15 protein-coding genes and 1 tRNA gene are annotated in these 16034 nt (G+C 59.6%); 15 read left to right on the top strand and 1 reads right to left on the bottom strand.

The window, feature by feature from the left end:
* Positions 1-67 precede the first annotated feature (67 nt).
* The 9 genes from thrS (at position 68) to JN12_RS08915 (ending at position 7586) form a co-directional block, all read left to right on the top strand.
* Complete coding sequence (gene thrS / locus JN12_RS08955) at positions 68-1978, top strand: threonine--tRNA ligase (protein ID WP_211360520.1); 1911 nt, start codon at positions 68-70, stop codon at positions 1976-1978.
* Positions 1979-1989: 11 nt separating this feature from the next.
* Positions 1990-2502, top strand: coding sequence for a translation initiation factor IF-3 (gene infC / locus JN12_RS08950; protein ID WP_145021650.1), 513 nt, complete (start codon positions 1990-1992; stop codon positions 2500-2502).
* Between the two features lie 34 nt (positions 2503-2536).
* A complete protein-coding gene (rpmI, locus tag JN12_RS08945; RefSeq protein ID WP_145021426.1) occupies positions 2537-2734 on the top strand; it encodes a 50S ribosomal protein L35 in 198 nt (65 codons plus the stop codon).
* A gap of 157 nt (positions 2735-2891) precedes the next feature.
* Positions 2892-3242, top strand: a complete 351-nt coding sequence (rplT, locus tag JN12_RS08940; protein WP_145021423.1) for a 50S ribosomal protein L20 — start codon at positions 2892-2894, stop codon at positions 3240-3242.
* 76 nt (positions 3243-3318) lie between these two features.
* Positions 3319-4335, top strand: a complete 1017-nt coding sequence (pheS, locus tag JN12_RS08935; protein ID WP_145021420.1) for a phenylalanine--tRNA ligase subunit alpha — start codon at positions 3319-3321, stop codon at positions 4333-4335.
* Positions 4336-4357: 22 nt separating this feature from the next.
* Complete coding sequence (gene pheT / locus JN12_RS08930) at positions 4358-6760, top strand: phenylalanine--tRNA ligase subunit beta (RefSeq protein ID WP_145021417.1); 2403 nt, start codon at positions 4358-4360, stop codon at positions 6758-6760.
* A gap of 96 nt (positions 6761-6856) precedes the next feature.
* A complete protein-coding gene (locus tag JN12_RS08925; protein WP_145021414.1) occupies positions 6857-7132 on the top strand; it encodes an integration host factor subunit alpha in 276 nt (91 codons plus the stop codon).
* A gap of 22 nt (positions 7133-7154) precedes the next feature.
* Positions 7155-7502 (top strand): MerR family transcriptional regulator, encoded by a 348-nt coding sequence (locus tag JN12_RS08920; RefSeq protein ID WP_145021411.1) that lies wholly within the window; start codon positions 7155-7157, stop codon positions 7500-7502.
* A gap of 7 nt (positions 7503-7509) precedes the next feature.
* Positions 7510-7586, top strand: a tRNA-Pro gene (locus JN12_RS08915).
* A gap of 425 nt (positions 7587-8011) precedes the next feature.
* Here JN12_RS08915 and JN12_RS08905 read toward each other — a convergent pair.
* On the bottom strand, positions 8012-8197 hold the full coding sequence (locus JN12_RS08905) for a hypothetical protein (protein WP_145021408.1): 186 nt from the start codon (positions 8195-8197) through the stop codon (positions 8012-8014).
* Positions 8198-8547: 350 nt separating this feature from the next.
* On the opposite strand from JN12_RS08905, the gene JN12_RS08900 reads away from it, so the two are divergent.
* From JN12_RS08900 to JN12_RS08875, 6 genes are all read left to right on the top strand, one after another.
* A complete protein-coding gene (locus JN12_RS08900; RefSeq protein WP_145021405.1) occupies positions 8548-9288 on the top strand; it encodes a DUF969 domain-containing protein in 741 nt (246 codons plus the stop codon).
* Positions 9285-10253 (top strand): DUF979 domain-containing protein, encoded by a 969-nt coding sequence (locus JN12_RS08895; RefSeq protein WP_145021402.1) that lies wholly within the window; start codon positions 9285-9287, stop codon positions 10251-10253. The genes JN12_RS08900 and JN12_RS08895 overlap by 4 nt, the downstream gene beginning before the upstream one ends.
* Positions 10254-10352: 99 nt before the next feature.
* Positions 10353-11099 carry a 5-oxoprolinase subunit PxpB gene (gene pxpB / locus JN12_RS08890; RefSeq protein ID WP_145021399.1) on the top strand — a complete coding sequence of 249 codons (747 nt, stop codon included), beginning with the start codon at positions 10353-10355 and terminating at the stop codon, positions 11097-11099.
* Positions 11096-12220: a 5-oxoprolinase subunit C family protein gene (locus JN12_RS08885; RefSeq protein ID WP_145021395.1), complete on the top strand. Its 1125-nt coding sequence runs from the start codon at positions 11096-11098 to the stop codon at positions 12218-12220. Before pxpB ends, JN12_RS08885 begins: the two co-directional genes overlap by 4 nt.
* Positions 12217-12981, top strand: a complete 765-nt coding sequence (locus JN12_RS08880) for a LamB/YcsF family protein (protein WP_145021392.1) — start codon at positions 12217-12219, stop codon at positions 12979-12981. The genes JN12_RS08885 and JN12_RS08880 overlap by 4 nt, the downstream gene beginning before the upstream one ends.
* A 32-nt stretch (positions 12982-13013) precedes the next feature.
* Complete coding sequence (locus JN12_RS08875) at positions 13014-16007, top strand: NAD-glutamate dehydrogenase domain-containing protein (RefSeq protein WP_145021389.1); 2994 nt, start codon at positions 13014-13016, stop codon at positions 16005-16007.
* Positions 16008-16034: the final 27 nt, after the last annotated feature.

Genomic DNA, 16034 nt, shown 5'->3' with positions numbered 1-16034 from the left:
ATTTTGCACCAGGCAGCGGATACGGGGCATCGATGTTACGATGCCTCTTTCTGTTAAAGGGCATGAGATGAGTTCTATAACCATTAATCTTCCGGACGGGTCCACCAGGAGTCTGGCAAGCGGCGCCACTGTTCGTGACGTCGCTGCTTCCATTGGTGCCGGTCTGGCCAAGGCGGCCATTGCCGGCAAGATCGACGGCCAGTTGGTGGACCTGTACGCACCGGTTCCCGATGGCGCCAAGGTGGAGATCGTTACCGAGAAGAGCCCGGAGGCGCTGGAGATCATCCGGCATTCCACCTCGCACCTGATGGCCCAGGCGGTGAAGCGGCTCTACCCGGCAGCCAAGGTGACCATCGGGCCGGCCATCGAGAGTGGCTTCTACTACGATTTCGACGTGGACCATCCGTTCACGCCTGAAGAGCTGGAGCGGATCGAGGCCACCATGCGCGAGTTGGCCAAGGCCGACCTGAAGATCCAGCGCGAGGAACTCTCCGGTAACGAAGCGATCGAGCTGTTCCGCCAGATGGGCGAAGAGTATAAGGTCGAACTGATCGAGGACCTGGGTGCGGAGCGCGTCTCGCTGTACCGCCAGGGCGACTTCGTCGACCTCTGCCGCGGTCCCCATCTTCCGTCCACCAGTTGGTGCAAGGCGTTCAAGCTCACCTCCATCGCCGGTGCCTACTGGCGGGGCGACGAAAAGCGGAAGATGCTGCAGCGGGTCTACGGCACCGCCTTCAGCGACAAGCAGTCGCTGGATGCCTACCTGGAGCGGCTGGAAGAGGCTAAGCGCCGTGATCACCGCAAGCTCGGCCGGGAACTGGATCTCTTCTCCTTCTCCGACGAGGTGGGCGCCGGCTTTGCCATCTGGCACCCGAAGGGGGCGCTGCTTCGGACCATTCTGGAGGACTTCGAGCGCAAGGAGCACTTACGCCGCGGCTACGACATTGTCGTCGGGCCCCAGATCCTGAAGACCGAGCTCTGGCAGCGGTCCGGCCATTTCGACAACTACCGCGAGAACATGTATTTCACCGAAGTGGACGAGCAGGGGTTCGGCATCAAGCCGATGAACTGCCTTGCCCACATGATGATCTATAAATCACAGCTGCGCAGCTACCGGGACCTGCCGCTCCGCTTCTTCGAGCTGGGGACCGTGCATCGCCACGAGCGGGCCGGGGTGCTCCACGGCCTCTTGCGGGTCCGCTGCTTCACCCAGGACGACGCCCATATCCTCTGCACCCCGGAACAGTTGGATGCCGAGATCAAGGGGGTCATCGCCTTTGTCAGCGAAGTCATGGGGATATTCGGGTTCGATTTCGAGATGGAACTCTCCACCCGTCCCGAGAAGTCTATCGGTTCCGATGCGGACTGGGAACGGGCAACCAATGCGCTCCTCGGCGCCCTGAAGGATTCGGGCCGTCCCTATGAAATCAACGAGGGTGATGGCGCCTTCTACGGCCCCAAGATCGACATCAAGCTGCGCGATTGTCTTGACAGAAGGTGGCAGTGTGCTACTATCCAGTGCGATTTTACCCTGCCCGAGCGGTTCGATCTCACCTATGTGGACAGCGACGGAGAGAAGAAACGTCCCGTCATGGTACACCGGGTCATTCTCGGCTCTATCGAACGGTTCATCGGGGTGCTGATCGAGCACTTTGCCGGGAACTTCCCGGTCTGGCTGTCGCCGGTACAGGCCATTGTCCTGACCGTGACCGACAACCAGCAGCCCTATGCCCAGCAGGTGTTCGACGAACTGCGCATGGCCGGGGTCAGGGTGCAGAAGGATTTCCGCAACGAAAAACTCGGGTTCAAGATCCGCGAGGCACAGCTCCAGAAGATTCCTTACATGCTGGTCATCGGCGATAAGGAAGTCCAGTCCGGGACCGTGACCCCGCGTTTCCGCGATGGGGAAAATTTGGCGTCCATGTCCCCGGCAGCATTTGCCGAACATGTGGCGCGTGAAGCTGCTCAATACCGCTAGGAGGTGTGGCCATAGCTAAACCAACCGTGAATATTAACCGGGCAATCCGATCCCGCGAGGTGCGGGTCATCGGCGCCGAAGGAGAGCAGCTCGGTATTCTGACGATACAGGACGCACTGGCAGCAGCAGAGACCCAGCAGCTGGACCTGGTTGAAGTTTCTCCGACAGCGGTGCCGCCGGTCTGCCGGATCATGGACTACGGCAAGTTCAAGTACCAGCAGAGCAAGAAGCTGCAGGAAGCCAAGAAGAAGCAGGTGCAGGTCGTGGTCAAGGAGGTGAAGCTCCGGACCAAGACTGACGAGCACGACCTGATGTTCAAGATAAAGCATGTGCGCCGCTTCCTTGAAGAGGGGAACAAGGCCAAGATCACTTTGATGTTCCGCGGCCGTGAGATTACCCACATGGATTTGGGACAAAAGGTCCTGGAGCGCGTGATCTCGGAACTTGAGGATATAGCGGTAATCGAGGCGAGACCGAAAATGGAAGGTCGCAGCATGTTCGTGATCGTTTCGCCGAAAAAATAGATTAGATTATTCAAGAAATAAAGGAGTCGATACAATGCCCAAGATCAAGACCAATCGCGGCGCTGCCAAGCGCTTCAAAAAAACCGGTACCGGCAAGATCAAGCGGAGCAGCGCCTTTACCAGCCACATCCTCACCAGCAAGACCCGCAAGCGGAAGCGCAATCTCCGCCACGGCGGGCTGGTATCTGCCGCTGACCAGAAGAACGTTGCCAAGCTGATACCGTATATGTAAAATCCGTGACTCGTTACCCGTGATTCGTGACTCGAGAAGACATTGATTTCTCCAGTCACGAGTTACCAGTTACGAGTCACTGCCGTTTGCCTGCGAACCGTGAGGAAACGTCTCCCCTTGCGGATCCGGGAAATACCAGAAGAAAAGGAGCAGTACGATGCCAAGAGTTAAACGAGGATTCAAAGCGAGACAACGCAGGAACAAGGTCCTGAAGCTGGCCAAAGGGTACCGCGGTGCCCGCAGCAAACTTTTCAGGAGCGCTACCGAGGCTGTTGACCGCGCGCTTAATTATGCGTTTCGCGATCGTCGGGTGAAGAAGCGTGATTTCCGGGCACTGTGGATCACCCGGATCAATGCCGCCGCCCGTCTGAACGGCCTTACCTACAGCAAGCTGATCCACGGCCTCAAGCTGGCAAGTGTTGAGATCGACCGGAAGGTTCTGGCCGACCTCGCCGTGTCCGACCCGGCCGGTTTTACCGCAATCGCCGGGGTGGTCAAAGGCAGCTAGATCATTATCACTCAGCAGGAAAAGGGAAATGGAATGGGGACATTCCATTTCTTTTTTTTATTCAGGGGCAGAATTCATGAAGGAACAACTGAACGCTCTGCAGAGCAATGGACTCGACGAGCTTGCCGCCGCCATCAGCGAAGAGGCGCTGCAAGAGGTCAAGGTCAAATACCTGGGGAAAAAGGGCGCACTGACAGCGCTTATGAAGGGGATCGGTGCCCTGTCGCCCGACGAGCGGCCAGCGGTCGGCAACCTGGTGAATGCCGTGCGCGATCTCCTGGAGAGCCGGCTCGAAGAGCGGTTGTCCGCGGTCCGGTCTGCCGCCAAGGCTGAACGGCTTCAGCGGGAGCGTCTCGACGTGACCATGCCGGGCCGCCAGAGGCCGGTCGGTACCCGTCACCCGGTTACGCTGGTGATTGACGAGATCAACGAGATATTTGCCGGACTGGGGTTCCAGGTGGCGGAAGGTCCGGAGATCGAACTCGATTTTTACAACTTCGAGGCCCTGAATTTTCCCAAAGACCACCCGGCCAGGGATATGCAGGATACGTTTTTCGTCGAGAACAGCCTGCTGCTCAGAACCCACACTTCGCCGGTCCAGATCCGGACCATGCTGAACCAGCCGCCGCCGGTCAGGATCATTGCCCCGGGCACCGTCTACCGCTGCGACTACGACGCCACCCATTCCCCCATGTTCCACCAGATCGAGGGGCTCATGGTGGACAAAGGGATCACCTTCGGCGACCTGAAGGGGATACTGACCATCTTCATCAACCAGCTGTTCGGCAAGGATATCGGCGTCCGGCTGCGACCAAGCTTTTTCCCCTTCACCGAGCCTTCGGCCGAGGTGGATATCGCCTGCGTCATCTGCCGCGGCAAGGGGTGCCGGGTGTGCAAGAACTCCGGCTGGCTGGAGATCCTCGGGGCAGGTATGGTCGATCCCGAGGTATTCCGTCATGTCAACTACGATCCCGAAGCGGTGACCGGTTTCGCCTTTGGCCTCGGTATCGAACGGATAGCCATGCTCAAGTACGGCATCAACGACATGCGACTCCTGTTCGAGAACGACCTCCGCTTCCTGCAGCAGTTCTAATTTCCTCCAACGGTGACCTACGATGAAAGTTAGCTACAACTGGTTGAAAGAGCTTGTGGATTTCGATCTCACCCCTGAGGCGCTCTCCGATCTCCTCACCATGCTCGGGCTTGAGGTGGAAGGGATCGAGCGGTGCGGCGAGGGAATGGACGAGGTCGTCGTGGCAAGGGTTGAAGAGCGCGCCCAGCATCCTAATGCCGATAAGCTCTCCCTGTGCAAGGTCAACAACGGCACGGAGATCCTCTCCATCGTCTGCGGCGCCCAGAACTTCAAGGCTGGCGACATCGTTGCCCTGGCCACCATCGGTGCGGTCCTGCCCGGCGACTTCAGGATCAAGCGTTCCAAGATCAGGGGCGAAGAGTCGTTCGGTATGCTCTGTTCCGAAAAGGAGCTGGGGTTGGCCGACGAGTCGGCCGGCATCATGGTCCTGCCGGACGGACTACCGCTGGGGGTGCCGGTCTTCGAGGCCCTCGGCCTGAAGGACACCGTCCTGGAGGTGTCGCTCACCCCGAACCGGGCCGACTGCCTGAGCATGATCGGTATCGCCCGCGAGGTCGCCGCCAAGCTCGGCACCACGGTCAGGCACCCGGCGTTCAGCATCGAGGAGACCGGCGAGCCGATCGGGAGCCGGACCTCGGTCACCATCGAGGCCCCGGACCTCTGCCCCCGCTATGCGGCCCGTTTCATCGAGGGTTGCGCCATTGCCCCGTCACCGGCCTGGCTGGTGAACCGCCTGCAGTCGCTGGGGATGCGCTCCATCAACAATGTGGTCGACGTGACCAACTACGTCCTCCTGGAGTACGGCCACCCGCTGCATGCCTTCGACTTCAGACAGCTGGCCGGCGGTCGGATCGTGGTAAAGCGGGCCGGGGAGGGGGAGATTTTCACCTCCCTCGACGGCCAGGAGCGGAAGCTTCTCTCCAGCGACCTGACCATCCGGGACGGCGAGCGGGCCGTGGCCCTGGCCGGGATCATGGGGGGAGAGAACTCCGAGATCGCCGCCGACACCTCGACCATCCTCTTGGAGAGCGCCTGCTTCAATCCGTCGGCCATCCGGCTGACCAGTAAGCGGCTGGGGCTCCACACCGAGTCGTCCCACCGCTTCGAACGGGGTGCCGACATCGGTGCCGTACCAACCGCCCTCGATCGTGCCGCCTCGCTCATTGCCCAGCTTGCCGGCGGTCGCGTCGCCAAGGGGGCCATCGACGTCTATCCGGGAGAGACGAAACCGCGTGTTCTGTCCATCCGGCAGTCGCGGGTCAGGGAGATCCTCGGCATCGACCTGTCCCCGGGGCAGATCGGGGATCTGCTGCGCCGTCTCCAGTGCGGCGTGGCGCCTGGCGAGCCGGGCAGCCTCAGCGTGACCGTGCCCACCTGGCGGGTGGACATCGAGCGGGAGATCGACCTGGTGGAGGAAGTGGCCCGCCTCAATGGCTATGACGCCATTCCGGCCACCATGCCCATGGCCCGGGTCATCTCCGACCGCCCGACCAGGCACCAGAGTCTTGAGCGGGAGTTGAAAGACCTGCTGGTGGCAGAGGGGTTCAACGAGGTCATCAACTTCAGCTTCGCCGCACCCGGAGATGCCGACCGGATTCTCCTCGCTGCCGACGATCCCCGACGGACCGGGATCCGGCTGCTTAATCCGCTGGTCGAGGAGCACTCCTTCATGAGGACCACCCTCCTGCCGGCGCTCCTTCAGACCGTGGCCAGGAACGCCGGCTACCGGACGCTCAACCAGCGTCTCTTCGAGGTACGGCGGGTCTATCTCCCCAACTCGGCCGAGCAGCCCCATGAGCCGCTCATGGTGGCGGGATGCCTCACCGGCCTGCGCAATCCGGAAGGGTGGAATCAGGGCAAGGAACCGGTGGATTTCTATGACCTCAAGGGGGTTGTGGAGACCGTCTTCGCACAGTTCCGCCTGCCAGCGGTCGCCTATGTGACCGACCGTCTGGAGCCGTTCTACCACCCCGGCAAGGCATGCTCCATCGTCTCCGGCACGGACCTGATCGGTTCCTGTGGTGAGCTGCACCCTGATCTGCAGGAGACCTTCGGCCTCGATCGTCCGGTCTACTACTTCGAAATCGACTTCGACCTGTTGGTGAACAAGGGGAGCGATACGCTTAGCGTGACCGCGCCATCCCGCTTCCCGGACAATACCCGTGATGTGGCGCTGCTCTTGGACGCTGCCATACCGGGCATCGACATCGTCCACCGGGTCGAGGGGCTGAAGAATGAAAAGATCGAAGAGGTGACCATTTTTGATCTGTACACCGGAGAGCGCTTGGAGCCGGGCAAGAAGAGCCTGGCGGTCAGGATCCGCTACCGTGCTGCCGACCGGACCCTGACCGATGAAGAGGTGAATACCCTGCACCAGAAAGTGGTTGCCGGGCTGGTCTCGCATTTCGGGGCGTCGATACGGTAAAAAACAGTTAAAAATCCATTGCCAAACCAAAAACCGTGTGTTATAACCCAACGCGCTGTTCACGAAACGGAATGTAATGAGTTGAGGTAGTTACCTATGACCAAAGCTGATATTGTCGAGCGTATATACGAAAAAGTCGGTTTCTCCAAAAAGGAATCGGCCGAACTGGTTGACCTGGTGTTTGATATTATGAAAGGCACCCTGGAGACGACCGACAAGATCAAGATCGCCGGCTTTGGCAATTTCGTGGTCAAGCAAAAGGCTGACCGGCGCGGCAGAAATCCTCAGACCGGTGATGAGATCATCATCTCGGCACGGCGTATCCTGACCTTCAAGCCGAGCCAGGTTCTCAAGGCTTCCATCAACAAGTAGCATCGCGCCTGCGCGTGTGAGTATGGCGGAGCAGCTTCCCGACAAGCAGTATTACAAGATTGGCGAGGTTGCCGCACATCTTTCCATCAAGGCGTCGGTTCTTCGTTTCTGGGAGTCGGAATTCCCCCAACTGCACCCTGGCAAGAGCCGGTCTGGCCAGCGCCTCTACACGAAGCACGACCTGGCACTTGCCCGGGAGATTTGCCGGCTCCTGTACCAGGAAAAGATGACCATTCCCGGTGCTCGTCGGTTGTTGGGACAGCAGTGGACTGGTGCTGAAGAAAAGGCAGAGCACGATGTCGCAGCCGATCGCGACAGACTGCTGGAGCAGATCAAGCAGCAACTCATAGATTTACGTGATTCGCTGTAGCGAATTTCGGTGCGTAGCGCAGCCTGGTAGCGCACCAGACTGGGGGTCTGGTGGTCGCTGGTTCGAATCCAGTCGCACCGACCATTAAATAGTCCGGCAAAGTCCGGATTGGTACAAAAGGCCCTGATAAATCAGGGCCTTTTGCTTTTCAGTTGTCCAGTGGTGCCCATCCTGGTACGCTTAAGTCCATGATGTTTGGGTATATGTTGTGCGGGTTGATATACCCATACCGAAATCCATATACCCAAAGTGGAGGAAAAGCCCATGCCTAAACGGATTGCGCCGCTGTCTGAGATGCAGGTTCGCAATGCAAAGCCCCAAGCGAAACAGGTCACCCTCTTTGACGGCGGTGGCCTTTTTCTATTGGTAATATGCCAACTCATTACGTTCAGGTGAAGAGGACAATGAGGAAGGGGGCCGTTTCCCGCGTTGCCGGAGCGCTCAAGTTTGTAGCACTCTGCGTGAGGACTAAGGCAGGTGCAGAGTGGCAGATTGCGTCGGCCCTGCAGTCAACGAAACGCTGAACAAAAAGCGAGGAGATAGGTCAGGGAGAGAAAGATGATTCCCGCCGCGAAGCGGATGCCGGCCCGTAGCTGCTCCGGGTGCCTCCGGTAGTAAGCGCGCCGGTCGATTCTCCACCTGTCAGGCTGAGGCAGCCGGTACAGATGGTGCTGGTCCTTCCATGTTCCGAGCATCTCTTTCGACTCCTATGCCAATTATACCAAGCAATTGAAGCGGCAATCTCGCATCCTCCGCACTCGACCTTCATCTCTTCCAACACAGTTTGACCCTTCATCGATTTTCCTGATTATCCTGAGCCACCAGCCGTCCCGTCTACCCTTGATTTACGGTGAAATACCCGCGGATTCCACCGTCAGAGCCGGGATTAAAGCGAATATTTAAAATGTAAATAAAATGTTGACAAATTATCAACGAAATGTTTTTATCTAAATAACAATGTTTGGCAGCGATTGCCTGGGTTCGATCCGTTTAATGCGAAGAGGCCTCAAGTTTGTTTCTCATTCCCCCATAAAGGAGAAAAACCATGCAAACAACGGTAAATTTGTGGCCCCTTATCGGTGTGACTGTAATCATCGCCGGATTTGTCCTGAGACAAAACCCGGTTATGGTTGTGATCCTCGCTGCCATAGTCACCGGCCTTACCGCCGCCATGCCCATTGAGAAGATACTCATATCTCTGGGAACAGGATTCATAAAGACCCGCAATCTGCCACTGATCCTGTTGCTGCCATTGGGAGTCATCGGCTTGCTTGAACGGTACGGCCTGAAGGAACAGGCACAGATCCTGATCGCGAAAATCAGATCGGCAACAGCAGGCCGTCTGCTGATCGTCTATCTGTTTGTGCGCGAGATTACTGCCGCCCTGGGTCTGGTCAGCCTTGGCGGCCATCCTCAGATGGTGCGTCCGCTGATTGTGCCGATGGCAGAAGGCGCGACGGAAAATCGTTATGGGGCCATCCCGGACAGACTGCTCTACAAGATACGCGCAATGTCGGCTGCCACGGATAACGTGGGGCTCTTTTTCGGTGAAGACATCTTTGTCGCGTTTGGTGCGATTGTGCTGATGCAGACAATTCTGCGAGGGTACGGGATTGAGGTCAATCCGCTCCATATGGCCCTGTGGGGATTACCCACGGCTATCTGTGCGTTCACCATCCATTCCTTCCGATTGAGCCGCCTGGATGTGGAGATTGAGCGCGAATTGAATTCCCAGAAGATTGTGGATCCCATTGCCGCAGAAACGATGAAAGGAGAAACCGTATGAGTTCGACTATCGTGCCTCTCGACTATTTTTTCATCCTGTTGGGATTGACCCTGTCCGTTATCTCCACCATGTCATTCAGGGATAAGGGCAATCCCCGGCGGATCATGACCGGATCCTTCTGGGCACTGTATGCAGTGGTTTTTCTGGTCGGTGATCGTCTGCTGCCGATGGTCGTAGGCATCATCGTGATTGCAATGGCACTCATCGCCGGACTGGGGGGAGTGTCTCTGGGAAAATACGGACAGTTTACCCCGGAGGAGCGCCGGAGTAGTGCTCTGAAACTGGGTAATCGACTCCTGATTCCCGCACTGATCATTCCTTTTACGACGATGATCGGCTCGATTGTATTCCAGAAGACCAAGATCGGTGGCATGTTTCTGCTGGATCAAAAAAACTTTACGCTGGTAAGCCTGGGTTTCGGATGTATTTTCGCTCTGATTGCCGCCTGCCGGTTTACCCGGGCGACCCCTGTTCAGGCCATGCGTGAGGCGCGCCGCCTGATCGACTCCATGGGCTGGGCCGTGGTCCTGCCGCACATGCTGGCGGTTCTCGGTCTGCTGTTCATGGATGCGGGGGTGGGCAAGGCCGTTGCTCAGGTGACAACTTCATACATTCCGATGGATTCCCGGTTCGTGGCGGTTGCGGTCTATTGCCTGGGCATGGCCCTATTCACCATGATCATGGGTAACGGCTTTGCCGCCTTCCCAGTAATGGCCGGCGGTGTCGGCATTCCCATCCTGGTCGGGGTGTTCCACGGAAATCCAGCGATAGTTGCGGCAATCGGCATGTTTTCCGGGTACTGCGGGACACTGATGACGCCGATGGCGGCAAATTTCAATATCGTACCGGCGGCACTGCTCGATCTGCCGGACAAGAACGGCGTGATCAAGGTGCAGGTATTCACGGCGCTGCCCCTACTGATCGTCAACATCTTCCTGATGTATTACCTGATGAAGGCGTTCTGATCCGTTGCCGGCAGTGGAGCTGGCTGCGCCGTCATCAGATCAGGACGTATTTCTGGTCGCCTGTTACACATGCCGGCATGATCGAGAAATGGAGTAAACATGGAACCACGATTTCTTCCCCTGGGAGACAGTGCCATCACGATCGAGTTCGGCGATCGGATCGACCAGGCGCTTGTGGCCTCCGTTGCCGCGCTGGACGAGCGGTTGAGCCGGGAAAAGAAGGCAGGGCGGCTAGCGGGGATCATCGAGACAATGCCCACGTACCGTTCCCTGACGGTTATCTTCGATCCCGGGCTGCTCTCCTGGAACTCTCTCCAGGCCCGTGTCACGGAGCTCCTGAGCGAATCACTGGACGGGGAGACCCGGCCGGCAAACCGTTGGAGACTCCCGGTCTGCTACGGCAGCGAGTACGGACTGGATCTGGAGCATGCAGCCGTATCCAGTGGGTTGACCCGGGCCGAGGTGGTGGAACTCCACGTCAGCCAGACCTACACGGTGTACATGATTGGTTTCCTGCCCGGCTTTCCCTTCATGGGGGATGTGGTTTCCGCGCTGCACATGCCGCGTCTCCGGGAACCTCGCACCAGGGTTCCCGCCGGTTCGGTCGCCATTACTGGCCAGCAAACGGCGATATACCCCTGGGAGAGCCCCGGGGGGTGGAACATCATCGGGAGATGTCCTCTCCCCCTCTTCGACGCCCATCGACCGCAGCCCGCCCTGCTGGGCACTGGAGACCTGGTCAACTTTGAGATCGTTTCTCCGGACCGTTACGAGGAGCTTGCTTCTGCGGTACGGGAACATGCCCTGGATTTCGGGCAGTTCAGACTGCAGGGGGAGAGCATATGACCAGCCAACTGCTCGTTGTTAGTCCCGGGCTGCTGACCACGTTCCAGGACCTTGGCCGCTACGGTTTCCGACGCTTCGGCGTTCCCCGATCAGGGGTGCTACATCCGGACCTGGCGCGGATTGCCAATGCCCTGGCAGGAAACGGGGAGAACGAATCCGTTCTCGAGTTCTTCCTGAGCGGCCCCAGCTTCCGTCTCGAATCCGGGAGCGTGCGACTCGCCCTGGCCGGAGATTTTCGCATCGAACTGACCAGAAACCGCAAGAAGTCCATGCTCCGTTCCTGGCGCACAATCACCCTGGAGGAGGGGGACCAGTTGCAGCTGGGACCGGTCTCCACCGGCAAGGCAGGCTATGTGGCCATCAGCGGAGGGCTGGACCTGAAACCGGTGCTGGAAAGCTGCTCCACCTACCTGCGGGGCGGTTTCGGGGGGATGGACGGCAATCGTCTCCTGGCGGGGATGCAGCTTCCCGTCATGCAGGGCAGGCCCATCAGCGATCCGGACTGTTACCTCCCCGAGGCCCCTGGGAGGGAGACATTCGGCGGCCCGGAACCGGGACACGACCAGGATGACCCCATCCCGATCAGGGTGATCCTGGGACCGCAGGACGACTACTTCAGCGACAGCTCCATTGCCACCTTTCTGTCCAGTGACTACACCATTTCCCGGGAGTCGGACCGGATGGGAAGCCGTCTTGTGGGGCCGGCGCTTACCCACCGTGAGGATTGCAAGCCGGAGATCGTCTCCGACGGTATCGTGCCAGGTGCCATACAGGTTCCCGGCAATGGCGCTCCCATCGTGTTGCTGGCGGATGGTCCGACGGTGGGGGGGTACCCGAAGATCGCCACGGTTGCAAGCGTCGACCTGCCGCGGATTGCGGTGCTGGTACCGGGGAGACGGGTCTCTTTCCGGGCGATCACCGTCGAGGAAGGGGCTGAACTGCTGCTTGAGCGCCGCAGGCATCTTGCCGCCCTCATTGCCCGCATCGTGCCGCTGAGACTGGTGGGGGGGGTGGACCTGGAACGTCTGTACAGTTCGAACCTGGTAAGCGGCGCCATGGACGCCCGTTGCCCGCCTGCCTGCAACCGTCAGGCGGACAGCATCGCGGAGGACAGACGATGAAAATCAATCTCAATGCCGACCTGGGAGAGTCCTTCGGCGCCTACAGCATCGGACACGACCGGCAGTTGCTGCAGATCGTCGCATCGGCAAACGTGGCCTGCGGCTTCCACGGCGGTGATCCGATGGTCATGACCCAGACCGTGGAACTGGCGCGCGATGCCGGCGTCAGCCTGGGAGCCCACCCATCGTTCCCCGACCTCCAGGGTTTCGGGCGCAGGGAAATGCACATTCCGCCGCGGGAACTGGAGTCCATGATCGTCTACCAGATCGGCGCCCTCGACGGGATCGCCAGGGCCAACGGCAGCCGGGTAACGCACGTCAAGCCCCACGGCGCGCTCAACAATATGGCCTGTGCCGATGCTGGCATGGCAGAGGTTGTCGTTCGTGCGGTAAAGGCGTGTGACCCCGGGATGATCCTGCTGGCCCCGGCCCTCTCAAGGCTGGCCTCGGCTGGGGAGGCGGCCGGTCTGGCGGTAGCGTTGGAGGTCTTTGCAGACAGGGCCTACACCGATTCCGGACAGCTGGTCCCTCGCAGCCAACCCGGGGCGGTACTCCACGATGCCGCCGATGCCGTGGCCCATGTGATCAGGATGATGGAACAAAGGGGGATCGTTACCATCAATGGCAGGGTGCTGGCCACCGAATTCCACAGCATCTGCGTTCACGGAGACAATGCCCATGCGGTGGAGACTGCCGGCCTCATCCGTACGGGGTTGGAGACGATGGGGTGCGGTATCGTGCCGTTGCCCGAATTCTTTTGATTGAAACAAGAGCCATTCACAAGGAGAAGCTGATGTTCGACGCCGCAAGAACACATCTCCAGCAGAAGGTCCAGCGGGAGATCGACGCCAACTGCCGGGATGCGGTCAGAAACCTCACGTGGCTGAACGATGCCATGCCCCTCTATTTCGCGATCACCATGCAGGACGAGCCTGATGCGGTTGCGGCCCTGGCCATACGGCTGAACTCGCTGGCGACGGAGGAGCGGCTGATACTGGCCGACAACGAGCGGCGACTGATCCTGGCCCGTCGCAACATGCCCGGATCGCTGTACGACACCATGAAGAACCTGAAGGAACGGGAGATATCCTATGCCCAGTTCATCCAGTCCCACGAGCCGTTGCCCGGACTGACGGAAGGGCTGGAGCTGCAGCGTTTCGAGTTTGACCGACGCTGCAATCATGAAATCTCCGATGCCTCCCCGGTGCGGATTCCGGATCGAATCAAGGGCGACGTAACGGCAGCCATGAGGGAGACGTATCCCGCCTTCGATCTGCGCGACCTTAACCGGATCCTGGCCCTTCTCTGGCTCAACAATGAAAACTACGTACGCATATCCCCTGCCAAGCGGATCGCCCAGGTGCTCTGGATGTACCAGCAGAGTTCCCGCCAAGGGGGGATCTACTTCGACGTCGAGCCGACCGAGGAGTACCTGGGGCAGGGGGAGTACCGGGTCATGTTCGCGGTGGGCAATCCGCCGCAGGCCGATTTCCTGGTGCAGATCATGGAAGTTTTCAACCGGCTGGAGATCGGCGTCAGGAGGGCGTTCTGCCTGACCATCAGCAACGGCATCCACCCCTACTTCCTGGGCACCTTTTACGTCCGCAGCCGTGATGCAGCCCTGGTGGAGAAGGGGGCCAACCTGTACGAGCGTCTGAAGGTGGAACTCTACAACACCCAGATACTCTCCTCCTCGACCCAGGCCTACCGCGAGTTCGTGGCCGATGGGGTGACGACCGGCGAGGAGGCCTCCCTGGTAAACGCCTTCATAAGCTTCTGCCATACCAATCTGGCCCATAACCAGCCTGACCGGTTCGGATTCGAGGATGTCACCCGGGCCTTCCTCAGCCACCCCGATACGACCCTGCAGCTGATCCGTCTGTTCATGCTCCGCTTCGATCCCCGCAAGGAGGAGTGCCAGGCCTGTTACGAAGAGGCCCTGGCCGAGGCGGAGCAGGCGCTCGCCGACTACAACACGGGCCACCGGCACTTGGACGAGATCCGGCGAACGGTATTCAGGTGCGCGCTCTGCCTGATCACCCACACCCTCAAGACCAATTTCTTCGTGGCAGAAAAGCATGCCCTGGCCTTTCGCCTGGATCCGTCCTACCTGGAGAAGCTGGGCACTGAATTCATCGCCGACCTGCCGGCCGAACGACCCTTTAGGATCACCTTCTTTTTCGGCCGCCATGGTGCCGGTTACCACATCGGTTTTTCCGACATTGCCCGCGGCGGCTGGCGCACGATCCTTACCAAGGGGTGGGACGACTACGTCACCACCGCAGCGACCCTCTTCCGCGAGAACTACGTTCTTGCCCACACCCAGCACCTGAAGAACAAGGACATCTACGAAGGGGGCTCCAAAATGGTGGTGGTGCTCGACGCCGCCGACCTGGCCGACCACGACCTGGTTACCCGTCGCCTTTACAAGCTTCAGTACGGTTTCATCAATGCCTTTTTCGACATCTTCGTCACCAGGGACGGCCGGGCCAGGGACCCGCGGGTGATCGACTATTACGGTGAAGACGAGCCGATCGAGCTCGGGCCCGATGAAAACATGCACGACACCATGGTGGAACTGGTGGCCCGGGAATCGGTACGGCGGGGGTATCTGCTCGGCATCGGGGTCATCTCCAGCAAGAAGGCGGGGATCAATCACAAGGAGTACGGGGTCACCTCCACCGGAGTCGTCAAATTCGCCGAAATCGCCATGGCCGAGCTCGGCATCGATATTCGTCATGGCCCCTTCAGTGTCCTCTTCACCGGAGGCCCCAACGGCGACGTGGCCGGCAACGCCATGCGTCTGATGCTGGAGCGATGCCCGCGGGCGGAGATCCGCCTGATCATGGACGGCAGTGCCGCCCTCTGCGATCCGCTCGGGGCGGACCATGCCGCCCTGCAACGGATTGTGCTCAGCCAGGACCTGGAATGCTTCGATTCACAGGCGCTGCATGAGGGGGGGTATCTGCTCTACCGGAACCAGCGGCGCACCGAAGGGCTGCGGGAGCTGCACAGAAAGGTGACCCGCACGCCGGACGGAATGGTGGAGGAATGGATCACGCTGGACGAGTTCAACCGGGAGTGGAGCGAGCTCATCTTCAATGTGGAAGCCGACCTGTTCATACCTGCCGGCGGCCGGCCGGAAACGGTCGCCGAGAACAACTGGCACTGTTTCCTCAGGCCGGACGGCAGTCCGAAGGTGCGGGCCGTGGTCGAAGGGGCCAACTCCTTCTTCACCCCCGCCGCCAGGCTCGAGCTCCAGCGCAGGGGGATACTCATCCTGCGCGACGCCTCGGCCAACAAGTGCGGGGTCATCTCCTCCTCCTTTGAGATCATCGCCAATCTGCTCATGAGCGAGAAGGAGTTCCTGGAGATCAAGGAGCGGTATGTAGCGGATGTGCTGGATATCCTTGAACAGCGGGCAGAGGAGGAGGCACGGCTCATCTTCAGGCGCCGGACCGAGTCGGGCAATACTCTGCTCTGTACGGACATCTCCGCAGCCATCAGCCAGGAGATCAACGCACACTACGCCAGGCTTTTCGGCTACTTCCAGAACCATCCCGCAGTGTGTGAAGAGGCCCTGTTCGTACGGGCCATCGAGGACCATCTGCCCAGGCTTCTTCGGGAGAATCGCCGCTATCGCCAGCGGTTACGGCAGCTGCCGGCCAAATACCGTTACGCGATTCTCGCCGGCCAGATAGCATCGTCACTGGTCTACCGGGGCAACCGGGAGGCGGAATTCGTGGCCATGCTGAAGGTACACCTGGAACAGAGCCTGGCTGCCTGAACAGAGCGATCTCGCCGATTGTTCGGC

The sequence above is a fragment of the Geobacter argillaceus genome, assembly GCF_007830735.1.
Classification (GTDB): Bacteria; Desulfobacterota; Desulfuromonadia; order Geobacterales; family DSM-12255; genus Geomobilibacter; species Geomobilibacter argillaceus.
This window is presented reverse-complemented; position numbering and strand designations above follow the sequence as displayed.

Excerpts from the sequence above, each read along its gene's own strand:
- thrS (WP_211360520.1), top strand. The coding sequence starts at position 68 with ATGAGTTCTATAACCATTAATCTTCCGGACGGGTCCACCAGGAGTCTG.
- rpmI (WP_145021426.1), top strand. The coding sequence starts at position 2,537 with ATGCCCAAGATCAAGACCAATCGCGGCGCTGCCAAGCGCTTCAAAAAA.
- rplT (WP_145021423.1), top strand. The coding sequence starts at position 2,892 with ATGCCAAGAGTTAAACGAGGATTCAAAGCGAGACAACGCAGGAACAAG.
- pheS (WP_145021420.1), top strand. The coding sequence starts at position 3,319 with ATGAAGGAACAACTGAACGCTCTGCAGAGCAATGGACTCGACGAGCTT.
- pheT (WP_145021417.1), top strand. The coding sequence starts at position 4,358 with ATGAAAGTTAGCTACAACTGGTTGAAAGAGCTTGTGGATTTCGATCTC.
- JN12_RS08925 (WP_145021414.1), top strand. The coding sequence starts at position 6,857 with ATGACCAAAGCTGATATTGTCGAGCGTATATACGAAAAAGTCGGTTTC.
- JN12_RS08920 (WP_145021411.1), top strand. The coding sequence starts at position 7,155 with ATGGCGGAGCAGCTTCCCGACAAGCAGTATTACAAGATTGGCGAGGTT.
- JN12_RS08905 (WP_145021408.1), bottom strand. The coding sequence starts at position 8,197 with ATGCTCGGAACATGGAAGGACCAGCACCATCTGTACCGGCTGCCTCAG.
- JN12_RS08900 (WP_145021405.1), top strand. The coding sequence starts at position 8,548 with ATGCAAACAACGGTAAATTTGTGGCCCCTTATCGGTGTGACTGTAATC.
- JN12_RS08895 (WP_145021402.1), top strand. The coding sequence starts at position 9,285 with ATGAGTTCGACTATCGTGCCTCTCGACTATTTTTTCATCCTGTTGGGA.
- pxpB (WP_145021399.1), top strand. The coding sequence starts at position 10,353 with ATGGAACCACGATTTCTTCCCCTGGGAGACAGTGCCATCACGATCGAG.
- JN12_RS08885 (WP_145021395.1), top strand. The coding sequence starts at position 11,096 with ATGACCAGCCAACTGCTCGTTGTTAGTCCCGGGCTGCTGACCACGTTC.
- JN12_RS08880 (WP_145021392.1), top strand. The coding sequence starts at position 12,217 with ATGAAAATCAATCTCAATGCCGACCTGGGAGAGTCCTTCGGCGCCTAC.
- JN12_RS08875 (WP_145021389.1), top strand. The coding sequence starts at position 13,014 with ATGTTCGACGCCGCAAGAACACATCTCCAGCAGAAGGTCCAGCGGGAG.